A 23,088-nucleotide genomic window follows, 5' to 3' on the forward strand; every position below is an offset into this window, starting at 1 on the left:
GGGAGGAGATGCGCGGCGCGATAGGCTCGTAGCACGACGATCGGGCGCGCGGGCGGCAGCCGGCGGCACCGACGGAGACAAGCCCCCGAAGGGGCCGACCGACAAACAGAGAGCGGTGCACAGTGTCCGGTGGAGAGGTGGCCGGGATCCTCGTGGCCGTCTTCTGGGCGATCCTGGTCTCGTTCCTCGCCGTGGTGCTGGTGAGGCTCGCCCAGACGCTCAGGGCGACTACCAAGCTGGTGGCGGACGTGACCGAACAGGCCGTTCCGCTGCTGGCCGACGCCTCGGCCACGGTCCGGTCCGCGCAGACCCAGCTGGACAAGGTCGACGCCATCGCGAGCGACGTCCAGGAGGTCACCTCCAACGCCTCCGCGCTCTCCACCACCGTCGCCTCCACCTTCGGCGGCCCCCTCGTCAAGGTCGCCGCCTTCGGCTACGGCGTACGGCAGGCCCTCGGCCGCCGCACCGCGCCCGAGCCCGAACCGGAACGGGCCCGGGGCCGTGGCTCCGCCCGCCGTACGGTGATCGTCGGCCGGACCGTACCCTCGGCGCGCGGACGCAGGAGCGAACGCCGAAACGCCCGCGGACAGAAGGACTGATCGAGCGATGTTCCGCCGCACGTTCTGGTTCACCGCCGGCGCAGCCGCCGGTGTGTGGGCCACCACCAAGGTCAACCGCAAGCTCAAGCAGCTGACCCCCGAGAGCCTCGCGGCCCAGGCCGCGGACAAGGCGATCGAGACGGGTCACAGGCTCAAGGACTTCGCCCTCGACGTACGCGAGGGCATGGTCCGCCGCGAAGCCGAACTGGGCGGCGCCCTCGGCCTGGAGGCCCCGGTCGACCAGGACCTTCCCGTACAGCGGCACTACGCCGTCGAAGCGCCCGAACCCGCCGCGCACCCGAGCACGTACCGCACACTTCCCTACACATCGAACAACCGGAATGAGGACCACTGATGGAGTCGGCTGAAATTCGCCGCCGCTGGCTGAGCTTCTTCGAGGAGCGCGGTCACACTGCCGTGCCTTCGGCGTCGCTCATCGCGGACGACCCGACTCTGCTGCTGGTCCCCGCGGGCATGGTTCCCTTCAAGCCGTACTTCCTCGGCGAGGTCAAGCCGCCCGCCCCGCGCGTCACCAGCGTGCAGAAGTGCGTGCGTACGCCGGACATCGAAGAGGTCGGCAAGACCACCCGCCACGGCACCTTCTTCCAGATGTGCGGCAACTTCTCCTTCGGGGACTACTTCAAGGAAGGGGCCATCCAGCTCGCCTGGGAGGCCCTGACCAACTCCGTCGAGGACGGCGGCTACGGCCTCGACCCCGAGAAGCTCTGGATCACCGTCTACCTCGACGACGACGAGGCCGAGGCCATCTGGCGCGACAAGATCGGCGTCCCCGCCGAGCGCATCCAGCGCCTGGGCAAGAAGGACAACTTCTGGTCCATGGGCGTCCCCGGACCCTGCGGCCCCTGCTCGGAGATCAACTACGACCGCGGCCCCGAGTTCGGCGTCGAGGGCGGCCCGGCCGTCAACGACGAGCGCTACGTGGAGATCTGGAACCTGGTCTTCATGCAGTACGAGCGCGGCGCGGGCGACGGCAAGGAGGACTTCCCGATCCTCGGGGACCTGCCGTCCAAGAACATCGACACCGGTCTCGGCCTGGAACGCCTGGCGATGATCCTCCAGGGCGTACAGAACATGTACGAGACCGACACCCTGCGCGTCGTCATGGACAAGGCCACCGAGCTGACCGGCGTCCGCTACGGCGCCGAGAACGCCACGGACGTCTCGCTCCGCGTCGTCGCCGACCACATCCGTACGTCGGTGATGCTCATCGGCGACGGCGTCACCCCGGGCAACGAGGGCCGCGGCTATGTGTTGCGCCGCATCATGCGCCGCGCCATCCGCAACATGCGCCTGCTGGGCGCGACCGGCACGGTCGTCAAGGACCTGATCGACGTCGTGATCGACACGATGGGGCAGCAGTACCCGGAGCTGATCACCGACCGCAAGCGCATCGAGACCGTCGCGCTCGCGGAGGAGGCCGCCTTCCTCAAGGCCCTCAAGGGCGGCACCAACATCCTGGAGACCGCGGTCACCGAGACCAAGGCCGCCGGCGGCAAGGTCCTCGCCGGGGACAAGGCGTTCCTGCTCCACGACACCTGGGGCTTCCCGATCGACCTCACCCTGGAGATGGCCGCCGAGCAGGGGCTCTCCGTGGACGAGGACGGCTTCCGCCGCCTCATGCAGGAGCAGCGCGACAAGGCCAAGGCCGACGCCCGCGCCAAGAAGACCGGTCACGCCGACCTCTCCGCCTACCGCGAGGTCGCCGACACCTCCGGCGCCACCGAGTTCACCGGTTACACCAGCCTGGCCGGCGAGTCGACCATCGTCGGCCTGCTGGTCGACGGCGTGCCCTCGCCCGCCGCCACCGAGGGCGACGAGGTCGAGGTCGTCCTCGACCGCACCCCCTTCTACGCCGAGGGCGGCGGCCAGCTCGCCGACACCGGCCGCATCCGGCTCGACACCGGTGCCGTGATCGAGGTCCGCGACGTCCAGAAGCCGGTCCCCGGCGTCCACGTCCACAAGGGCGTCGTCCAGGTCGGCGAGGTGACGGTCGGAGCCCCGGTCTTCGCCTCCATCGACGCCACCCGCCGCCGGGCCATCGCCCGCGCCCACAGCGCCACGCACCTCACGCACCAGGCGCTGCGCGACGCGCTCGGCCCGACCGCCGCCCAGGCAGGCTCCGAGAACTCGCCGGGCCGCTTCCGCTTCGACTTCGGTTCGCCCGCCGCCGTCCCCGGCACGGTCCTCACCGACGTGGAGCAGCGGATCAACGAGGTCCTCTCGCGGGAGCTCGACGTCCAGGCCGAGGTCATGTCCATCGACGAGGCCAAGAAGCAGGGCGCCATCGCCGAGTTCGGCGAGAAGTACGGCGAGCGGGTCCGGGTCGTCACCATCGGCGACTTCTCCAAGGAGCTGTGCGGCGGCACCCACGTCCACAACACCGCCCAGCTCGGCCTGGTCAAGCTGCTCGGCGAGTCCTCCATCGGCTCCGGCGTGCGCCGCATCGAGGCCCTGGTCGGCGTCGACGCGTACAACTTCCTCGCCAAGGAGCACACGGTCGTCGCCCAGCTCCAGGAGCTGGTCAAGGGCCGTCCCGAGGAGCTTCCCGAGAAGATCGCGGGCATGCTCGGCAAGCTGAAGGACGCCGAGAAGGAGATCGAGAAGTACCGCGCGGAGAAGGTCCTCGCGGCCGCCGCCGGTCTCGTCGACTCCGCCAAGGACGTCCGCGGCGTCGCCCTGGTCACCGGCCAGGTCCCCGACGGCACCTCCGCCGACGACCTGCGCAAGCTGGTCCTGGACGTGCGCGGCCGCATCCAGGGCGACCGCGCGGCCGTCGTGGCCCTGTTCACCACGGCCAACGGCCGCCCGCTCACGGTCATCGCCACCAACGAGGCCGCCCGCGAGCGCGGTCTCAAGGCCGGTGACCTCGTCCGTACGGCCGCGAAGACCCTCGGCGGCGGTGGCGGCGGCAAGCCGGACGTCGCCCAGGGCGGCGGCACGAACCCGGCCGCCATCGGCGACGCCGTCGCCGCGGTCGAACGCCTCGTCAACGAGACGGCGTGACGAGCGGGATGACAGCGATGCGCCGCGGCCGACGGCTCGCCGTCGACGTCGGGGACGCCCGGATCGGGGTCGCCTCGTGCGACCCCGACGGGATCCTGGCCACGCCGGTGGAGACCGTGCCGGGACGCGATGTCCCGGCCGCCCACCGGCGGCTCCGCCAGATCGTCGAGGAGTACGAGCCGATCGAGGTCATCCTCGGTCTGCCGCGTTCCCTCGGCGGCGGCGAGGGCCCGGCGGCCGCCAAGGTCCGCGACTTCGCCCAGGTGTTCGCACGTTCGATCGCCCCCGTCCCGGTGCGGCTGGTGGACGAGAGGATGACCACAGTGACGGCGGCCCAGGGCATGCGCGCCTCGGGCGTGAAGTCCAAGAAAGGCCGGTCTGTCATCGACCAGGCTGCCGCTGTGGTGATCCTTCAGAACGCTCTGGAGTCCGAACGGGCGTCAGGCAATCCCCCGGGCGAGGGCGTCGAAGTGGTTGTCTGATCGCGATACGGTAACGTTCCGCGCGATGCGGCGGTGTTCGAATAAACCGCACAGCGAAGCGAAGAGACGGAACGTCGTCTCGCGGCTCTAGGGGATCGATGACTGAGTATGGCCGGGGCCCCGGCTCCGAACCGTGGCATCCCGAGGACCCCTTGTACGGGGACCAGGGATGGGGAGGCCACCAGGCCGCCCACGGCCAGAGCCAGTACGGCGACCAGCAGCAGTCCTATCCGCAGGACCCGTACGCCCAGCAGTACCAGAACCAGCAGCAGTACCAGAGTCACCAGCAGCAGCCGTACGACCAGCATCAGCAGTACGGTCAGCAGCAGCCGAACCACCAGCAGTACGGCACGCCCCAGGACCCGTACGCGCAGCAGCCGGGTGCCCAGCCGCAGTACAACGGCGGCTGGGACACCGGCCAGCACGCCGCCATGCCGTACGGGGCCGAGCCCCAGGACCCGTATGCGCAGCACTCCGGCGGCTACGACACGGGCCAGGACTACTACGGCACGCCGGAGGCCTACCCTCCGCCGCAGCCCCCGGGCCGCCGTGAGGCCGCGCCCGCACAGCAGCCTCAGCAACAGCAGCCTCAGCAGCAGCCGTCGACGGACTGGGATCCGGACGAGCCGCAGGAGGAGACGCACCCCTTCTTCACCGGTGCGGACGAATCCGGCGACCGTGAGCCGCGCGACGACGACGATGACCCGGACGACGACGGATCGCGTTCCTCGCGCCGCGACCGCGGCGGCAATGAGCGCCGGGGCGGCAAGACCAAGAAGAAAAAGAGCCGCAGCGGCTGCGCCTGCCTGGTGGTCTCCGTCGTCCTGGTCGGCGGCCTCGGTGGCGTCAGCTACGTCGGCTACACCTTCTGGAAGAAGCAGTTCGGCGCCCCGGCCGACTACGCGGGTTCGGGCATCAGCGAGCAGGTCGAGGTCGAGATCCCCGAGGGCGCGTTCGGGTACGACATCGCGAACATCCTGCGCAAGCAGGGCGTCATCAAGTCGTCCGACGCCTTTGTCGCGGCGCAGAACGACAACCCCAAGGGCAAGTTGATCCAAGCTGGGGTCTATCTCCTCAACAAGGAGATGTCGGCAGCCAGCGCGGTCACGATGATGCTCGACCCGAAGAGCCAGAACCCGTTCGTGATCCCTGAGGGGACCCGTAACACGAAGGTCTACGAGCTGATCGACAAGCGGCTGGAGCTGAAGAAGGGCACCACCGCGAAGATCGCCAAGACCAAGGCGGAGTCGCTGGGCCTGCCCGACTGGGCGGACGACAACCCGGATGTGAAGGACCCGCTGGAGGGCTTCCTCTATCCGGCGGCCTACCCGGTCCCCAAGGGGTCGAAGCCCGAGGACGCGCTGAAGCGGATGGTCTCGCGGGCGAACAAGGAGTACGGGAAGGTCGACCTCGAAGCCACGGCCAAGAAGTTCAACCTCGACGGCCCGTGGCAGGTGCTCACGGTGGCGAGCCTGGTGCAGGCGGAGGGCCTCACGCACGACGACTTCCGTAAGATGGCTGAAGTCGTCTACAACCGGCTCGAACCCGACAACACGATCACCAACCGCAAGCTCGAATTCGACTCGGCGTTCAACTACCTCAAGAACCAGAGCAAGATCAAGATCGGCTCCAAGGAGATCCGGACCAACCCGGACCCGTACAACACCTACTACCACACGGGTCTTCCGCCGGGGCCGATCAGTAATCCGGGCATGGATGCCATAAAGGCGTCGCTCAACCCGACCACGAACGGCTGGATGTTCTTCATCTCGCTCGACGGCAAGAAGACCGACTTCACGAAGACCGTCGAGGAGCACGAGAAGCTGAACGAGAAGTGGAAGGAACAGCAGGGACTTGGCTGATATTCGCCGCCGGGCCGCCGTCCTCGGCTCGCCCATCGCCCACTCCCTCTCCCCGGTCCTGCACCGCGCCGCCTACGCCGAACTCGGCCTGGAGCACTGGTCCTACGACCGGTTCGAGGTCGACGAGGCGGCGCTGCCCGGATTCATCGAGGGTCTTGACGCCTCCTGGGCGGGGCTGTCCCTGACCATGCCGCTCAAGCGGGCGATCATCCCGCTGCTAGACGAGGTCAGCGCGACGGCCGCCTCCGTGGAGGCCGTCAACACGGTCGTGTTCACCGAGGACGGCCGCCGGGTCGGCGACAACACCGACATCCCCGGCATGGTCGCCGCCCTGCGGGAACGCGGCGTCGACAAGGTGGAATCCGCCGCCGTCCTCGGCGCCGGCGCCACCGCCTCCTCCGCGCTGGCCGCGCTCGCCGTGGTCTGCGCCGGGCCGGTCACGGCGTACGTGCGCAGCCCCGAGCGGGCCGCCGAGATGCGCGGCTGGGGGGAGCGGCTCGGGGTCGACGTCATCACCGCCGACTGGGCGGACGGGGCGGCGGCACTGAGCGCACCGCTGGTGATCGCCACCACCCCGGCCGGCGCGACGGACTCGTTGGCCGGATCCGTACCGGAGACCCCCGGCATCCTCTTCGACGTGCTGTACGAGCCGTGGCCCACCGCGCTGGTGGCTGCATGGTCGAAGCGGTCAGGTGCTGTGGTGGGAGGCCTGGACCTGCTGGTTCATCAAGCGGCCCTTCAGGTTGAGCAGATGACAGGTGTGCCACAGGTATCCCTGGAAGGCATGCGAAATGCGGGACTCGAGGCCCTCGAGTCCCGGTGACCTGAAGCATGATTCTTCACAGGTGCGGCGCCCCCGGAAGCGCCTTCCGGGGGCGCCGCGCAGATCAGCTTTTTGGAATTAGGTCAGCCGCAGTTTGCGAAAGAACTTGTGTGCGTCTCATACCAGACGCTGGATGCCCCGCTCTGATATGTTTTTCCCCAGAACTGCACGCACTTACCCGAGGCACTTACATATACCGGGCCTGCGTAGTAGGCGAATTCTCCTTCTTCCCTGACCCAGGATCCACCTTCGGCGCGAATTCCTGCACCCAACGTCGTCTTGGTGCCATAGAAGGAAGAAGTGGTCGGGTGCTTCAGTGTGACCGCACAATTCTTTCTGGAACTGGCGTTGTAGAGCTGGAAGGCGGTGACCCCCTGTGTCTGCCTGTCGGACAACACGTGGGATCTCTGCACATAATAGCCTGAGCCGCAAATGGAGGATGCTTTGTCGGCCAGGGTTTCTGCGTGTGCTGTTCCTCCGAGAAGCATGGAACTGAAGAGAGCTGCGGTGGAACCAATGACAGTAAAACGCCGAGTCGCTGCTCGCATGTGTTTCCTCGTTTGTGCTCAGTGTCTGATCGGGGTCGCGCTCACTCTAGCTCCTGGTGATTCTAAATAGCGGTCAATTTCGGCCGTCGCTGTTTGAGTGAATACTCATTATTGTCCTTGTTTAGCCGATAGGTGTTCTTCGGAACCGGGCCGTGCCTGGCTCCGGGCGTCGCCGGTCCGTCTGCTGGACCGGCGACCGGATCGTGCCTCCGTTCGTGGGAGGATCGGGGGTGGCGGGCCAGGGCCGCGCACCCGGTGGCGCCGTTGGATTTCAGGCGCGAGCATGAGGAGCACCGTTGAGCAGGTTGCGCTGGCTGACCGCGGGGGAGTCGCACGGACCCGCACTGGTGGCGACGCTGGAGGGTCTTCCCGCCGGTGTCCCGATCACCACGGAGATGGTCGCGGAGGCGCTGGCCCGGCGACGGCTCGGCTACGGCCGCGGCGCGCGGATGAAGTTCGAGAAGGACGAGGTCACCTTCCTAGGCGGGGTACGCCACGGGCTCACCATGGGCTCCCCGGTCGCCGTCATGGTCGGCAACACCGAGTGGCCCAAGTGGGAGCAGGTCATGTCGGCCGACCCGGTCGACCCCGAGGAGCTGGCCCAGCTCGCCCGTAACGCCCCGCTCACCCGCCCCCGGCCCGGCCACGCCGACCTCGCGGGGATGCAGAAGTACGGCTTCGACGAGGCCCGGCCGGTCCTGGAGCGCGCCAGCGCCCGGGAGACCGCCGCCCGCGTCGCCCTCGGGACCGTCGCCCGCTCCTACCTCAAGGAGACCGCGGGCATCGAGATCGTCAGCCATGTCGTCGAGTTGGCCGCCGCCAAGGCGCCGTACGGCGTCGTCCCGGTCCCCGGCGACGTGGAGAAGCTGGACGCCGACCCGGTCCGCTGCCTGGACGCCGACGCCTCCAAGGCGATGGTGGCCGAGATCGACCAGGCCCACAAGGACGGCGACACCCTCGGCGGCGTCGTCGAGGTGCTCGCGTACGGCGTGCCCGTCGGGCTCGGCTCGCACGTGCACTGGGACCGGCGCCTGGACGCCCGGCTCGCCGCCGCGCTCATGGGCATCCAGGCGATCAAGGGCGTCGAGGTCGGCGACGGCTTCGAGCTGGCCCGGGTCCCCGGCTCGAAGGCGCACGACGAGATCGTCGCCACCGACGAGGGCATCCGGCGCACCTCCGGCCGCTCCGGCGGCACCGAGGGCGGGCTCACCACCGGCGAACTGCTGCGCGTCCGCGCCGCGATGAAGCCCATCGCGACCGTGCCGCGCGCGCTGGCCACCGTGGACGTCACCACCGGCGAGGCCACCAAGGCCCACCACCAGCGCTCCGACGTCTGCGCCGTCCCGGCCGCGGGCATCGTCGCGGAGGCGATGGTCGCCCTGGTCCTGGCCGACGCGGTCGCGGAGAAGTTCGGCGGCGACAGCGTGGCCGAGACCCGCCGCAACGTCCAGTCGTACCTCGACCACCTCCAGATCCGATGAGCGGCCCCCTGGTCGTCCTCGTCGGCCCGATGGGCGTCGGCAAGTCCACCGTCGGCGAACTGCTCGCCGCCCGGCTCGGCACCACCTACCGGGACACCGACGCGGACGTCGTCGCCGAGGCCGGCAAGCCGATCGCGGAGATCTTCTACGACGAGGGCGAGGAGCACTTCCGGGCCCTGGAGCGCCGCGCCGTCGAGGCGGCCGTCGCCGGGCACCCGGGCGTCCTCTCCCTCGGCGGCGGGGCCGTTCTGGACGGGGCGACCAGGGAGCTGCTGGCCGGTCGGCCGGTCGTCTACCTCTCCATGGACGTGGACGAGGCCGTCCGCCGCGTCGGGCTCGGCGCCGCCCGTCCGCTGCTCGCGGTCAACCCGCGCCGGCAGTGGCGCGAGCTGATGGACGCCCGCCGCCATCTGTACGAAGAGGTCGCCCGTACCGTCGTCGCGACCGACGAGCACACCCCCGAAGAGGTCGCCCAGGCGATCATCGACGCACTGGAACTGCCGGAGGGCCAGGCGGCCCCCGGCGTGGAGAAGACCGGCATGACGCAGCAGGGCCCCACCCGCATCCAGGTCGCAGGCTCCGCGGGCTCCGACCCGTACGAGGTTCTCGTCGGCCACCAGCTCCTCGGCGAGCTGCCCCAGCTCATCGGCGACCGCGCGAAGCGGGTCGCCGTCCTGCACCCCGAGGCGCTCGCCGAGACCGGTGAGGCGGTCCGCCAGGACCTCGCCGACCAGGGGTACGAGGCCATCGCCATCCAGCTGCCCAACGCGGAGGAGGCCAAGACCGTCGAGGTCGCCGCCTACTGCTGGAAGGCGCTCGGCCAGACCGGCTTCACCCGCACCGACGTCATCGTCGGCATCGGCGGCGGCGCCACCACGGACGTCGCCGGATTCGTCGCCGCGAGCTGGCTGCGCGGGGTGCGCTGGATCGCCGTCCCCACCACCGTGCTCGGCATGGTCGACGCGGCCGTCGGCGGCAAGACCGGCATCAACACCGCCGAGGGCAAGAACCTCGTCGGCGCCTTCCACCCGCCCGCCGGGGTTCTTTGCGACCTGGCCGCGCTGGAGTCGCTGCCGGTCCACGACTACGTCTCAGGCATGGCCGAGATCATCAAGGCCGGGTTCATCGCCGACCCCGTCATCCTCGACCTGGTCGAGGATGACCCCGAAGGCGCCCGTACGCCCTCCGGACCGCACACCGCCGAGCTGATCGAGCGCTCCATCCGGGTCAAGGCCGAGGTCGTCTCCAGCGACCTCAAGGAGTCCGGGCTCCGCGAGATCCTCAACTACGGCCACACGCTGGGCCACGCCATCGAGAAGAACGAGCGCTACAAGTGGCGCCACGGCGCGGCCGTCTCCATCGGCATGGTCTTCGCCGCCGAGCTGGGCCGGCTCGCCGGACGCCTCGACGACGCCACCGCCGACCGGCACCGCACGATCCTGGAGTCGGTGGGCCTGCCGCTCACCTACCGCGGCGACCAGTGGCCCAAGCTGCTGGAGAACATGAAGGTCGACAAGAAGTCGCGCGGCGACCTGCTGCGCTTCATCGTGCTGGACGGCATCGGCAAGCCCACCGTCCTGGAGGGCCCCGACCCGGCCGTGCTGCTCGCCGCCTACGGGGAGGTCTCCGCGTGACCCGCAGGGTCCTCGTTCTCAACGGCCCCAACCTCGGCCGGCTCGGCTCGCGCGAGCCCGACGTCTACGGGGCCACCTCCTACGCCGGACTCGTCGAGACCTGCACCGCGCTCGGCAAGGAGCTCGGCTTCGACGTCGACGTACGGGAGACCAACGACGAGGGCGAACTGATCCGCTGGCTCCACGAGGCGGCGGACGGATCGATTCCGGTCGTTCTGAACCCGGGCGCCTTCACGCACTACTCGTACGGCATGCGGGACGCGGCCGCCCAGCGCACCGCCCCGCTGATCGAGGTGCACATCTCCAACCCGTACACCCGCGAGGAGTTCCGGCACACCTCCGTGGTCGCCGCGGTGGCCACGGGCACGGTGGCCGGGTTCGGCATCGGCTCCTACCGGCTCGCCCTGCGCGCCCTCGCCGACGAACTGACGGACTGACACCCCGCGGTTCCCGCCCGCCCCGCCGCGTGGCCGACGGGCACTTCGTACCCTCCCGGGCCGTTCACCCCGAGACGGCCCGGGAAGGTACGGTAGCCCTCCCAGCAGCGCCAGTTGCAGTGACGAGACGGAGTGGCACCGGATGCAGCACGCAGTGGGGGCCCCGCTGCCGCCCCACGGACCCGGTAGCGGGCACGTCGGCCGGCCGTACCAGGCCCAGCACCCCGGCCACCCCGGCCCGCCCCCGATATCCCCGCCGCCCCCGGGCCCCGGCCAGGCCCCGCCCCCGGCGGCCCCCGGCCAGGCTCCTCCCGGCCACGCCCAGCCCTCGTCCGCCCCCGGTCAGGCCCCCGGCCCCGGCTGGAGCGGCACCGGCCCCACGCCCCCCGCCAGGGAGACCGCCGGGCACACCGGACACGTCCAGCTGCCCCCGGGCGGCCCCGTGCCGCTGCCCGCGCCCCCCGCCGAGCCCGGCACCGGCGGCGCGACGCTCGCCGTGCTGCTCATCGGCCCCGCCGGAGCGGGCAAGACCACCGTCGCCAAGCTCTGGGCGGCCCGCCGCCGGGTGCCCACCGCCCATGTCTCCCTCGACGACGTCCGCGAATGGGTCCGCTCCGGCTTCGCCGACCCGCAGGCCGGCTGGAACGACCACTCCGAGGCCCAGTACCGCCTGGCCCGCCGCACCTGCGGCTTCGCCGCCCGCAACTTCCTCGCCAACGGCATCTCCTGCATCCTCGACGACGCCGTCTTCCCCGACCGTCCGGTCGTCGGCCTCGGCGGCTGGAAGCGCCATGTGGGCCCCGGTCTGCTGCCCGTGGTCCTGCTGCCCGGCCTGGAGATCGTCCTGGAGCGCAACGCGGAGCGCAGCGGCAACCGCCGGCTCTCCGACGAGGAGGTCGCCCGCATCCACGGCCGGATGGCCGGCTGGTACGGCTCCGGCCTCCCGATCATCGACAACTCCACGTACGACGTCGAGACCACCGCCCGCGTCCTGGACGACGTGCTGGCCCGCTCCATCGCGAGCCCGCCCGCCTGGTAGCGGAGCCTCGCCCCCCGGTCGGATGCGCCGGCCGAGCGGGCCACCGCGCCCGCTCGTACGCTCGAACCATGTCAGAGGTGCACGCCGTCCGACGCGGGCTGCTCCGCGACCGGTGCGCCGCCGCGGGCTCCGCGGCCGCCCTGGTCTCCCGCCCCGCCAACGTCCGCTATCTCGCGGGCGGAGCGCCCCCCGGCGCCGTGCTGCTGCTCGGCCCCGGCGAGGACGTTCTGCTCTGCCCGCGCGCCCCGGCCGGCGACGGCGCCCACGGGCGGCCCGACGAGGCCCTGCGGATCGATCTCCTGCCCGTCCCGGACGAGGACCCGGTCGTCGTCGCCGCCGGTCTCGCCGCCGCTTCGGGCGCGGAATCCCTCGCCGTCGAGGAGCACGACCTGACCGTGGCCCGGCACCGGGCCATGGGGAAGTCCGCCCCGCGGCTGAAACTGGCCGATCTGGGCTTCACCGTGGAACAGCAGCGGATCGTCAAGGACGAGGAGGAGATCGGCTGCCTCCGGATCGCCGCCGAGATCAGTGACCAGGCCCTCGGCGAACTCCTGGAATCGATCCTGGTCGGCCGCACCGAACGCCACCTCGCCCTCGAACTGGAGCGCCGCCTCGTCGACCACGGCGCCGACGGCCCGGCCTTCGTCACCTCCGTGGCCACCGGACCCAACTCCGGCCAGGGACGCCACCGGCCCTCGGACCGCAGGGTGGAAGAGGGAGATTTCCTCTCCGTCCGCCTCGGCGCGAGCTACCACGGCTACCGCTGCGAGATCGGCCGTACGTTCGTCATCGGCACGGCCCCCGCCGACTGGCAGATCGAGCTGTACGACCTTGTTTTCGCCGCTCAGCGGGCGGGCAGGGAGGCCCTGGCGCCCGGTGCCGCCTACCGGGACGTGGACCGCGCGGCCCGGCATCCGCTGGAGTCCGCGGGGTACGGAGAAGGGCTTCCGCCGAGGACCGGGCACGGTGTGGGGCTCGAAATCGAGGAGGACCCGCAACTGGCACCGGCAGCCATGGGTAAACTGGACGCTTGTGTGCCGGTCACCGTCGGACCGGGGGTCCACCTCCCGGGCCGGGGCGGTGTCCGGATCGATGACACGCTCGTCGTGCGCCCCGAGGCGGACGGCGGACCCGAGCTACTCACCATGACGACCAAGGAACTGCTCGCGCTCTAGCGCGGATCCTCGGTCGTTCCACCAGCTTCAGTCCAGGAGATTCCGCAACCGTGGCTTCCACGAACGACCTCAAGAACGGCATGGTGCTCAAGCTCGACGGAGGCCAGCTCTGGTCCGTCGTCGAGTTCCAGCACGTCAAGCCCGGCAAGGGCCCTGCCTTCGTGCGCACCAAGCTCAAGAACGTGCTCTCCGGGAAGGTCGTCGACAAGACGTTCAACGCCGGCGTGAAGGTCGAGACGGCCACCATTGACCGCCGCGACATGCAGTTCTCGTACATGGACGGCGAGTACTTCGTCTTCATGGACATGGACACGTACGACCAGCTCATGGTCGACCGCAAGGCCGTCGGCGACGCCGCCAACTTCCTGATCGAGGGCTTCACCGCCTCCGTCGCCCAGTACGAGGGCGAGGTGCTCTACGTCGAGCTGCCCGCCGCCGTCGAGCTGACGATCCAGCACACCGACCCGGGCGTCCAGGGCGACCGCTCCACCGGCGGCACCAAGCCCGCCACGCTGGAGACCGGTTACGAGATCGGCGTGCCGCTCTTCATCACCACCGGCGAGAAGATCAAGGTCGACACCCGCTCGGGCGACTACCTCGGCCGGGTGAACAGCTAACCGTGGCCGCCCGGAACAAGGCCCGCAAGCGTGCCTTCCAGATTCTCTTCGAGGCCGACCAGCGCGGTGCGTCCGTGCAGAGCGTTCTCGCGGACTGGGTACGGCACTCGCGGACCGACGACCGTCAGCCGCCGGTCGGTGAGTTCACGATGGAGCTCGTCGAGGGGTACGCGCAGTACGCGGACCGGATCGACGACCTCATCGTCACCTACGCCGTGGACTGGGAGATCGACCGCATGCCGGTCGTCGACCGGAACATCCTGCGGCTCGGTGCGTACGAGCTGATCTGGATGGACGAGACCCCGGACGCCGTGGTGATCGACGAGGCCGTCCAGCTCGCCAAGGAGTTCTCCACCGATGACTCCCCGTCCTTCGTGAACGGCCTGCTGGCCCGTTTCAAGGACCTGAAGCCGAACCTCCGCCGGGAGCAGTAGCCCCGGCGGCGGCGATCCGGCCGCACACCACGAAGGGCCCACAGCCGACCGGCTGTGGGCCCTTCGGTGTACCGCCGCGACATACGGGCACACAAACGCCAGGTGGGCGGGAACCCGAAGGTCCCCGCCCACCCGGCGGCACGTTTCTGCTGTGGGGCCGGGCCCCGCTCGCTCAGCTCTCGTCGTGGGAGACCGCGCGGCGCGCGTCCGCGTCGAGCACGCCCCAGCTGATGAGCTGCTCCGTCAGCACGGACGGCGACTGGTCGTAGATCACGGCCAGCGTGCGCAGATCGTCCTGGCGGATCGAGAGCACCTTGCCGTTGTAGTCACCGCGCTGGCTCTGGATGGTCGCCGCGTAACGCTGGAGCGGACCGGCCTTCTCCGGCGGGACGTGGGCGAGGCGCTCCAGATCCAGAACGAGCTTCGGCGGCGGCTCGGCGGCCCCGCCCGGCGTCGTGCCGGGCAGCAGCTCCTGCACCGGGACCCCGTAGAAGTCCGCCAGCTCGGCGAGGCGCTGCACGGTCACGGCACGGTCGCCGCGCTCGTACGAACCGACCACGACGGCCTTCCAGCGACCCTGCGACTTCTCCTCCACGCCGTGGAGGGAGAGGCCCTGCTGGGTGCGGATGGCACGGAGTTTGGCCCCGAGCTGTTTTGCGTATTCGCTGGACATATGGCTCCCCGGACGCTGGAACAGTGTGCGGCTCCGCCGCGTGGCTGGTAACTCACTGTGAGGTTACGCAGCGTTACTTGGATGCGTCAAGCCGAATGGTCCGGACCGGCACCTCCCGGGGGTGGGTCCAGGGCCGGGCGCAAGCCCTGGTAGCGTGGATGACGCAAATTCGACGTCCTTTAACGATCCGTCCCGTGAGGCGGAGAAGGAGGTCCGTTTCTTATGGACGCACAGCACGACGACACCGGCAACGCGGCGCGCCCCGTTCTCGAGGCCCCCGACATCGCCCGTGTGCTGACCCGTATCGCCCACGAGATCGTCGAACGCGCCAAGGGCGCCGACGACGTGGTGCTGCTCGGCATCCCGACCCGGGGCGTGTTCCTCGCCCGTCGGCTCGCCGACAAACTCGAACAGATCACCGGCCGGAAGACGCCGGTCGGATCGCTCGACATCACCATGTACCGCGACGACCTGCGGCTGCGCCCGGCGCGCGCCCTGGCCCGCACCGAGATCCCCGGCGAGGGGGTCGAGGGCAGCCTGGTCGTCCTGGTCGACGACGTGCTCTTCTCCGGCCGTACGATCCGCGCCGCCCTCGACGCGCTCGGCGACATCGGCCGCCCCCGCGCGGTGCAGCTCGCGGTCCTCGTCGACCGCGGCCACCGGGAGCTCCCGATCCGCGCGGACTACGTCGGCAAGAACCTCCCCACGTCGCTGCGGGAGACGGTCAAGGTCCAGCTCGCCGAGGAGGACGGCCGCGACGCCGTGCTGCTCGGCGTCAAGCAGGCCGCCCCCGCGGACGCGCAGTAGCCCGAGCACCCCCGTACGCCCCTGTGGGGACGTACGGCGCCCTTCTGCGCGCCCGCATGCCTGAAACCCCCTCCAGCCACCCGGAGAACCCCAGATGATGCGTCACCTCATCTCGGCCGCCGACCTCACCCGCGACGACGCCGTCCTGATCCTCGACACCGCCGAGGAGATGGCCCGGGTCGCGGACCGGCCGATCAAGAAGCTCCCCACCCTGCGCGGACGTACCGTCGTCAACCTCTTCTTCGAGGACTCGACCCGGACCCGCATCTCCTTCGAGGCGGCCGCCAAGCGGCTGTCCGCCGACGTCATCAACTTCTCCGCCAAGGGCTCCTCCGTCTCCAAGGGCGAGTCCCTCAAGGACACCGCGCTCACCCTGGAGGCGATGGGCGCCGACGCCGTCGTCATCCGGCACGGCGCCTCCGGCGCCCCCTACCGGCTCGCCACCTCCGGCTGGATCGACGGGGCCGTGGTCAACGCCGGGGACGGCACCCACGAGCACCCCACCCAGGCCCTGCTGGACGCCTTCACGATGCGCCGCCGGCTCGTCGGCCCCGACGCCGGGCTCGGCCGCGACCTGGACGGCCGCCGCATCACGATCGTCGGCGACATCCTGCACAGCCGCGTCGCCCGCTCCAACGTCCACCTGCTCACCACGCTCGGCGCGCACGTCACCCTGGTGGCCCCGCCCACCCTCGTCCCCGTGGGCGTCGAGCAGTGGCCCTGCGACGTCAGCTACAGCCTCGACGACGTGCTGGCGAAGTCCGATGCGGTGATGATGCTGCGTGTGCAGCGCGAACGGATGAACGCCGCCTACTTCCCGACCGAGCGCGAATACTCCCGCCGCTACGGCCTGGACGGCGAGCGCATGGCGAAGATGCCCGAACACGCCGTCGTCATGCACCCCGGCCCGATGGTCCGCGGCATGGAGATCACCGCCGAGGTCGCCGACTCCGACCGCTGCACGGTCGTCGAGCAGGTCGCCAACGGCGTCTCCATCCGCATGGCCGTGCTCTACCTGCTGCTCGGCGGCTCCGACACCGCGCTGTCCGCCGCCCCCGCCCGTACCGAGGAGAACAAGTAACCATGAGCAAGATCATCATCCGCGGTGCGCGGATCCTCGGCGGCGAGCCGCAGGACGTCCTGATCGACGGCGAGACCATCGCCGAGGTGGGCACCGGCCTCGAAGCCGACGGCGCCACCGTGATCGAGGCCGAGGGGCAGATCCTGCTGCCCGGCCTGGTCGACCTGCACACCCATCTGCGCGAGCCCGGCCGCGAGGACTCCGAGACCGTCCTCACCGGCACCAAGGCCGCGGCCGTCGGCGGCTTCACCGCCGTCCACGCCATGGCCAACACCTTCCCCGTCGCCGACACCGCCGGCGTCGTCGAGCAGGTCTGGCGGCTCGGCAAGGAGTCCGGCTACTGCGACGTGCAGCCCGTCGGCGCCGTCACCGTCGGCCTGGAGGGCAAGAAGCTCGCCGAGCTCGGCGCCATGCACGACTCGGCCGCCGGGGTGAAGGTCTTCTCCGACGACGGCAAGTGCGTCGACGACGCGGTGATCATGCGCCGCGCCCTGGAGTACGTGAAGGCCTTCGACGGCGTCGTCGCCCAGCACGCCCAGGAGCCCCGCCTCACCGAGGGCGCCCAGATGAACGAGGGCATCGTCTCGGCCGAGCTGGGACTCGGCGGCTGGCCCGCCGTCGCCGAGGAGTCGATCATCGCCCGCGACGTCCTCCTCGCCGCCCACGTCGGCTCCCGCGTCCACATCTGCCACCTCTCCACCGCCGGCTCCGTGGAGATCGTCCGCTGGGCCAAGTCCAAGGGCTGGAACGTCACCGCCGAGGTCACCCCGCACCACCTCCTCCTGACCGACGAGCTGGTCCGCACCTACAACCCGGTCTACAAGGTGAACCCGCCGCTGCGCACCGAGGCCGACGTCCTGGCCCTGCGCGAGGCGCTGGCCGACGGCACGATCGACTGCGTCGCCACCGACCACGCCCCGCACCCGCACGAGGACAAGGACTGCGAGTGGGCCGCGGCCGCCATGGGCATGGTGGGCCTGGAGACCGCGCTCTCGGTCGTCCAGCAGACGATGGTGGACACCGGTCTGATCGACTGGGCGGGCGTCGCCGACCGCATGTCCTTCCGCCCCGCGGCCATCGGCCGGCTCGACGGACACGGCCGTCCCGTCTCGGCGGGTGAGCCCGCCAACCTCACTCTGGTCGATCCGGCATACCGTGGAGCCGTGGACCCCGCGGGCTTCGCGTCCCGCAGCCGCAACACCCCCTACGAGGGCCGTGAGCTGCCGGGCCGTGTCACCCACACCTTCCTGCGGGGCCGTGCCACGGTCGTCGACGGGAAGCTCGCGTGACAACTCTGACCCCCCTGTACCACCTGGCCGCCGAGCAGAAGTCGGCGGAAGTGACGGACTGGGCCGCCCGCATCGCCTGGGTGATCGGCCTGTTCGTCTTCATCGCCCTCGTCTACTGGCTGATGCGCCAGGGCTGGAAGTGGCGCGCCAGCCTCCAGTCGGACCTGCCGGAGCTCCCGGCCACCCCCGAGGACTTCGCCGACGACGAGACGCTGCTGACGCTGGAGGGGCGCTACCACGCCTCCACCACCGCAGGGCACTGGCTCGACCGGATCGTCGCCCACGGCCTGGGCACCCGCAGCCGTACCGAGCTGACGCTCACCGCCCGCGGCCTGGACGTCGTACGCCCCGGGGCGGCCGGCTTCTTCATCCCGGCCGACGCCCTGCGCGAGGCCCGCCTCGACAAGGCGCTCGCGGGCAAGGTCCTCCCCGAGGGCGGCCTGCTGATCATCACCTGGGCGCACGGCGAGACGCTGATCGACTCCGGCTTCCGCTCCGACCGCGCCGCCGAGCACCAGGCCTGGGTCGACGCCGTCAACCGGCTCACCGGCGCCCCGGCCGCCACCGAACCCACCAGCACCACGACGGAAGGCACCGCACGATGACCCTCTCCACCCGGGGGGCACAGACCCCCGCCGTACTCGTCCTGGAGGACGGCCGCAGCTTCCGCGGCCGCGCCTACGGGGCCGTGGGGGAGACCTTCGGCGAAGCGGTGTTCTCCACCGGCATGACCGGCTACCAGGAAACGCTGACCGACCCCTCGTACCACCGCCAGGTCGTCGTCATGACGGCCCCGCACGTCGGCAACACCGGCGTCAACGACGAGGACCCCGAGTCCGCCCGGATCTGGGTCTCCGGCTACGTCGTCCGCGACCCCGCCCGCAAGCCCTCCAACTGGCGCTCGCAGCGCTCGCTGGACGAGGAGCTGGCCGCCCAGGGCGTCGTCGGCATCAGCGGCGTCGACACCCGCGCCCTCACCCGCCATCTGCGCGAGCGCGGCGCGATGCGCGTCGGGATCTTCTCCGGCGACGCGATCCCCGACGAGGGCACCCTGCTCGCCCGGGTCCGCCAGGCCCCCGAGATGACCGGCGCCGACCTCTCCGCCGAAGTGGCGACCAAGGAGGCGTACGTCGTCCCCGCGATCGGCACGAAGAAGTTCACCGTCGCCGCGGTCGACCTCGGCATCAAGGGCATGACCCCGCACCGGATGGCCGAGCGCGGCATCGAGGTGCACGTCCTGCCCGCCACCGCCACCCTGGAAGAGGTGTACGCGGTCGAGCCCGACGGCGTCTTCTTCTCCAACGGCCCCGGCGACCCCTCCACCGCCGACCACCCGGTCGCCCTGATGCGCGGCGTCCTGGAGCGCTCCACCCCGCTCTTCGGCATCTGCTTCGGCAACCAGATCCTCGGCCGGGCGCTCGGCTTCGGGACGTACAAGCTGAAGTACGGCCACCGCGGCATCAACCAGCCGGTGCAGGACCGCACCACCGGCAAGGTCGAGGTCACCGCGCACAACCACGGCTTCGCCGTCGACGCCCCGCTCGACCAGGTCTCCGACACCGAGTTCGGCCGCGCCGAGGTCTCCCACGTCTGCCTGAACGACCAGGTCGTCGAGGGGCTCCAGCTCCTGGACCGGCCCGCGTTCAGCGTCCAGTACCACCCCGAGGCGGCCGCCGGCCCGCACGACGCCGCGTACCTCTTCGACCGCTTCGTTTCCCTGATGGAGGGCCAGCGTGCCTAAGCGCTCCGATATCCAGTCCGTCCTGGTCATCGGCTCCGGTCCGATCGTCATCGGCCAGGCCGCCGAGTTCGACTACTCCGGCACCCAGGCCTGCCGCGTCCTCAAGGCCGAGGGCCTGCGCGTCATCCTGGTGAACTCCAACCCGGCGACGATCATGACCGACCCGGAGATCGCCGACGCCACCTACGTCGAGCCGATCACCCCCGAGTTCGTCGAGAAGATCATCGCCAAGGAGCGCCCCGACGCGCTCCTGCCCACCCTCGGCGGCCAGACCGCGCTGAACACCGCGATCTCCATGCACGAGAACGGCGTCCTGGAGGAGTACGGCGTCGAGCTCATCGGCGCCAACGTCGAGGCGATCAACAAGGGCGAGGACCGCGACCTCTTCAAGGGTGTCGTGGAAGCCGTCAAGGAGAAGATCGGCTACGGCGAATCCGCTCGCTCCGTCATCTGCCACTCCATGGACGACGTCATCGCCGGCGTCGACACCCTCGGCGGGTACCCCGTCGTCGTCCGCCCCTCCTTCACCATGGGCGGCGCCGGCTCCGGCTTCGCCCACGACGAGGAGGAGCTGCGCCGCATCGCCGGACAGGGCCTCACGCTCTCCCCGACCACCGAGGTGCTCCTGGAGGAGTCCATCCTCGGCTGGAAGGAGTACGAGCTGGAGCTGATGCGCGACAAGAACGACAACGTCGTGGTCGTCTGCTCCATCGAGAACTTCGACCCGATGGGCGTCCACACCGGCGACTCCATCACCGTCGCCCCGGCGATGACCCTCACCGACCGCGAGTACCAGCGGCTGCGCGACGTCGGTATCGCGATCATCCGCGAGGTCGGCGTCGACACCGGCGGCTGCAACATCCAGTTCGCCATCGACCCCACCGACGGCCGGGTCATCGTCATCGAGATGAACCCGCGCGTCTCCCGCTCCTCGGCGCTCGCCTCCAAGGCCACCGGCTTCCCGATCGCCAAGATCGCCGCCAAGCTGGCCGTGGGCTACACCCTGGACGAGATCCCCAACGACATCACCGAGAAGACCCCGGCCTCCTTCGAGCCGACCCTCGACTACGTCGTCGTCAAGGCCCCCCGCTTCGCCTTCGAGAAGTTCCCCTCCGCCGACGCCACCCTCACCACCACCATGAAGTCGGTGGGCGAGGCCATGGCCATCGGCCGGAACTTCACCGAGGCCCTCCAGAAGGCCCTGCGCTCGCTGGAGAAGAAGGGCTCGCAGTTCGCCTTCACCGGCCCGGTCGGCGACAAGGCCGAACTGCTCGCCGAAGCGGTCCGCCCGACCGACGGCCGGATCAACACCGTCATGCAGGCGATCCGCGCCGGAGCCACCCAGGAAGAGGTCTTCGACGCCACGAAGATCGACCCCTGGTTCGTCGACCAGCTCTTCCTGATCAAGGAGATCGCCGACGAGCTGGCCTCCGCCGAACGCCTGGACGCCGACCTGATCGCCGAGGCCAAGCGGCACGGCTTCTCCGACGCCCAGATCGGCGAGATCCGCGGGCTGCGCGAGGACGTCGTCCGCGAGGTCCGGCACGCGCTCGGCATCCGCCCGGTCTACAAGACGGTCGACACCTGCGCCGCCGAGTTCGCCGCGAAGACGCCGTACTTCTACTCCTCCTACGACGAGGAGAGCGAGGTCGCGACCCGCACCAAGCCGGCCGTGATCATCCTCGGCTCGGGCCCCAACCGCATCGGCCAGGGCATCGAGTTCGACTACTCCTGCGTCCACGCCTCCTTCGCCCTGAGCGACGCGGGCTTCGAGACCGTCATGGTCAACTGCAACCCGGAGACTGTCTCCACCGACTACGACACCTCCGACCGGCTCTACTTCGAGCCGCTCACCCTGGAGGACGTCCTGGAGATCGTGCACGCCGAATCGCTGGCGGGCCCGATCGCCGGTGTCATCGTGCAGCTCGGCGGCCAGACCCCGCTCGGCCTCTCCCAGGCGCTCAAGGACAACGGCGTGCCCGTCGTCGGCACCTCCCCGGAGGCGATCCACGCCGCCGAGGACCGCGGCGCCTTCGGCCGGGTCCTCGCCGAGGCCGGACTGCCCGCGCCCAAGCACGGCACGGCCACCACCTTCGCCGAGGCCAAGGCCATCGCCGACGAGATCGGCTACCCCGTCCTCGTACGGCCGTCCTACGTCCTCGGCGGCCGCGGCATGGAGATCGTGTACGACGAGACGCGCCTCGCCGCGTACATCTCCGAGTCCACCGAGATCAGCCCCACCCGGCCGGTCCTGGTCGACCGCTTCCTCGACGACGCCATCGAGATCGATGTGGACGCCCTCTACGACGGCCACGAGCTCTACCTCGGCGGCGTCATGGAGCACATCGAGGAGGCCGGCATCCACTCCGGCGACTCGGCCTGCGCCCTGCCCCCGATCACGCTCGGCGGCTTCGACATCAAGCGGCTGCGCGCCTCCACCGAGGGCATCGCCAAGGGCGTCGGCGTACTCGGCCTGATCAACATCCAGTTCGCGCTCTCCGGCGACATCCTCTACGTCCTGGAGGCCAACCCGCGCGCCTCCCGCACGGTCCCCTTCACCTCGAAGGCGACCGCCGTCCCGCTCGCCAAGGCCGCCGCCCGCATCTCGCTGGGCGCGACCATCGCCGAGCTGCGCGAGGAGGGCCTGCTGCCGAAGACCGGCGACGGCGGCACCCTGCCGCTGGACGCGCCGATCTCCGTCAAGGAGGCCGTGATGCCGTGGTCGCGCTTCCGCGACATCCACGGCCGGGGCGTCGACACGGTCCTCGGCCCGGAGATGCGCTCCACCGGCGAGGTCATGGGCATCGACTCGGTCTTCGGCACGGCGTACGCCAAGTCGCAGGCCGGCGCGTACGGCCCGCTGCCCACCAAGGGCCGCGCGTTCATCTCGGTCGCCAACCGGGACAAGCGCTCGATGATCTTCCCGGCCCGCGAGCTGGTCGCCCACGGCTTCGAGCTGATGGCCACCTCCGGCACCGCCGAGGTCCTCAAGCGCAACGGCATCAACGCCACGATCGTGCGCAAGCAGTCGGAGGGCCCCGGCCCCAACGGCGAGAAGACGATCGTCCAGCACATCCACGACGGCGAGGTCGACCTCATCGTCAACACGCCGTACGGCACCGGCGGCCGCCTCGACGGCTACGACATCCGCACCGCGGCCGTCTCCCGCTCCGTACCGTGCCTGACCACGGTCCAGGCGCTCGCCGCCGCCGTCCAGGGCATCGACGCCCTCAACCACGGCGACGTCGGCGTCCGTTCCCTCCAGGAACACGCGGAACACTTGACCGCGGCCCGCGACTAGCAGCCCAGCAGGGGGACACCGGAAACGGTGTCCCCCTCTCT

Annotated in this window: 21 protein-coding genes; 19 read left to right on the forward strand and 2 right to left on the reverse strand. The window is 70.4% G+C overall.

Going from position 1 to position 23,088, the window contains the following annotated elements; genetic code table 11:
• The first annotated feature begins 137 nt into the window (after positions 1–137).
• From A3Q37_RS25890 to A3Q37_RS25915, 6 genes are all read left to right on the forward strand, one after another.
• Complete coding sequence (locus A3Q37_RS25890) at positions 138–599, forward strand: DUF948 domain-containing protein (RefSeq protein WP_065488042.1); 462 nt, start codon at positions 138–140, stop codon at positions 597–599.
• A gap of 7 nt (positions 600–606) precedes the next feature.
• Positions 607–954: a DUF6167 family protein gene (locus A3Q37_RS25895; protein ID WP_065488043.1), complete on the forward strand. Its 348-nt coding sequence runs from the start codon at positions 607–609 to the stop codon at positions 952–954.
• Positions 954–3,623, forward strand: a complete 2,670-nt coding sequence (gene alaS / locus A3Q37_RS25900) for an alanine--tRNA ligase (protein WP_065488044.1) — start codon at positions 954–956, stop codon at positions 3,621–3,623. Before A3Q37_RS25895 ends, alaS begins: the two co-directional genes overlap by 1 nt.
• Positions 3,624–3,631: 8 nt before the next feature.
• On the forward strand, positions 3,632–4,105 hold the full coding sequence (gene ruvX, locus A3Q37_RS25905; protein ID WP_176711514.1) for a Holliday junction resolvase RuvX: 474 nt from the start codon (positions 3,632–3,634) through the stop codon (positions 4,103–4,105).
• A 98-nt stretch (positions 4,106–4,203) separates the two neighbouring features.
• Positions 4,204–5,967: an endolytic transglycosylase MltG gene (mltG, locus tag A3Q37_RS25910; protein ID WP_065488046.1), complete on the forward strand. Its 1,764-nt coding sequence runs from the start codon at positions 4,204–4,206 to the stop codon at positions 5,965–5,967.
• Complete coding sequence (locus tag A3Q37_RS25915; RefSeq protein ID WP_065488047.1) at positions 5,960–6,790, forward strand: shikimate dehydrogenase; 831 nt, start codon at positions 5,960–5,962, stop codon at positions 6,788–6,790. The genes mltG and A3Q37_RS25915 overlap by 8 nt, the downstream gene beginning before the upstream one ends.
• Positions 6,791–6,873: 83 nt before the next feature.
• Here the strand turns inward: A3Q37_RS25915 and A3Q37_RS36020 are convergent, their stop codons facing one another.
• A complete protein-coding gene (locus A3Q37_RS36020; RefSeq protein WP_079137997.1) occupies positions 6,874–7,338 on the reverse strand; it encodes a hypothetical protein in 465 nt (154 codons plus the stop codon).
• Between the two features lie 296 nt (positions 7,339–7,634).
• Here A3Q37_RS36020 and aroC point away from each other — a divergent pair, with 296 nt between their 5' ends.
• The 7 genes from aroC (at position 7,635) to nusB (ending at position 14,155) form a co-directional block, all read left to right on the forward strand.
• On the forward strand, positions 7,635–8,819 hold the full coding sequence (gene aroC, locus A3Q37_RS25920) for a chorismate synthase (protein WP_030712602.1): 1,185 nt from the start codon (positions 7,635–7,637) through the stop codon (positions 8,817–8,819).
• Positions 8,816–10,453 carry a 3-dehydroquinate synthase gene (aroB, locus tag A3Q37_RS25925; RefSeq protein ID WP_079137998.1) on the forward strand — a complete coding sequence of 546 codons (1,638 nt, stop codon included), beginning with the start codon at positions 8,816–8,818 and terminating at the stop codon, positions 10,451–10,453. Before aroC ends, aroB begins: the two co-directional genes overlap by 4 nt.
• A complete protein-coding gene (gene aroQ, locus A3Q37_RS25930; RefSeq protein ID WP_030712607.1) occupies positions 10,450–10,890 on the forward strand; it encodes a type II 3-dehydroquinate dehydratase in 441 nt (146 codons plus the stop codon). The genes aroB and aroQ overlap by 4 nt, the downstream gene beginning before the upstream one ends.
• Positions 10,891–11,032: 142 nt before the next feature.
• Complete coding sequence (locus A3Q37_RS25935) at positions 11,033–11,929, forward strand: Pro-rich N-terminal domain-containing protein (protein WP_065488048.1); 897 nt, start codon at positions 11,033–11,035, stop codon at positions 11,927–11,929.
• 68 nt (positions 11,930–11,997) lie between these two features.
• Positions 11,998–13,104, forward strand: a complete 1,107-nt coding sequence (locus A3Q37_RS25940) for a M24 family metallopeptidase (protein ID WP_065488049.1) — start codon at positions 11,998–12,000, stop codon at positions 13,102–13,104.
• 50 nt (positions 13,105–13,154) lie between these two features.
• Positions 13,155–13,721, forward strand: a complete 567-nt coding sequence (gene efp / locus A3Q37_RS25945; RefSeq protein WP_006123185.1) for an elongation factor P — start codon at positions 13,155–13,157, stop codon at positions 13,719–13,721.
• 2 nt (positions 13,722–13,723) lie between these two features.
• Positions 13,724–14,155 (forward strand): transcription antitermination factor NusB, encoded by a 432-nt coding sequence (nusB, locus tag A3Q37_RS25950; RefSeq protein ID WP_006123183.1) that lies wholly within the window; start codon positions 13,724–13,726, stop codon positions 14,153–14,155.
• A 172-nt stretch (positions 14,156–14,327) separates the two neighbouring features.
• Here the strand turns inward: nusB and bldD are convergent, their stop codons facing one another.
• Positions 14,328–14,828: a transcriptional regulator BldD gene (gene bldD / locus A3Q37_RS25955; protein WP_006123181.1), complete on the reverse strand. Its 501-nt coding sequence runs from the start codon at positions 14,826–14,828 to the stop codon at positions 14,328–14,330.
• A 222-nt stretch (positions 14,829–15,050) separates the two neighbouring features.
• Here bldD and pyrR point away from each other — a divergent pair, with 222 nt between their 5' ends.
• The 6 genes from pyrR (at position 15,051) to carB (ending at position 23,047) form a co-directional block, all read left to right on the forward strand.
• Complete coding sequence (gene pyrR, locus A3Q37_RS25960) at positions 15,051–15,635, forward strand: bifunctional pyr operon transcriptional regulator/uracil phosphoribosyltransferase PyrR (protein WP_065488050.1); 585 nt, start codon at positions 15,051–15,053, stop codon at positions 15,633–15,635.
• Between the two features lie 94 nt (positions 15,636–15,729).
• Positions 15,730–16,716: an aspartate carbamoyltransferase catalytic subunit gene (locus A3Q37_RS25965; protein WP_030085981.1), complete on the forward strand. Its 987-nt coding sequence runs from the start codon at positions 15,730–15,732 to the stop codon at positions 16,714–16,716.
• Positions 16,717–16,718: 2 nt separating this feature from the next.
• A complete protein-coding gene (locus A3Q37_RS25970; protein WP_065488051.1) occupies positions 16,719–18,005 on the forward strand; it encodes a dihydroorotase in 1,287 nt (428 codons plus the stop codon).
• Complete coding sequence (locus A3Q37_RS25975) at positions 18,002–18,610, forward strand: hypothetical protein (protein WP_065488052.1); 609 nt, start codon at positions 18,002–18,004, stop codon at positions 18,608–18,610. Before A3Q37_RS25970 ends, A3Q37_RS25975 begins: the two co-directional genes overlap by 4 nt.
• The gene (gene carA, locus A3Q37_RS25980; RefSeq protein WP_065488053.1) at positions 18,607–19,746 is read left to right on the forward strand and encodes a glutamine-hydrolyzing carbamoyl-phosphate synthase small subunit; all 1,140 of its coding nucleotides are present in this window, start codon (positions 18,607–18,609) and stop codon (positions 19,744–19,746) included. The genes A3Q37_RS25975 and carA overlap by 4 nt, the downstream gene beginning before the upstream one ends.
• Positions 19,739–23,047 (forward strand): carbamoyl-phosphate synthase large subunit, encoded by a 3,309-nt coding sequence (carB, locus tag A3Q37_RS25985; RefSeq protein ID WP_065488054.1) that lies wholly within the window; start codon positions 19,739–19,741, stop codon positions 23,045–23,047. Before carA ends, carB begins: the two co-directional genes overlap by 8 nt.
• Positions 23,048–23,088 lie beyond the last annotated feature (41 nt).

The sequence above is a fragment of the Streptomyces sp. PTY087I2 genome (genome assembly GCF_001687325.1).
Lineage (GTDB): Bacteria > Actinomycetota > Actinomycetes > Streptomycetales > Streptomycetaceae > Streptomyces.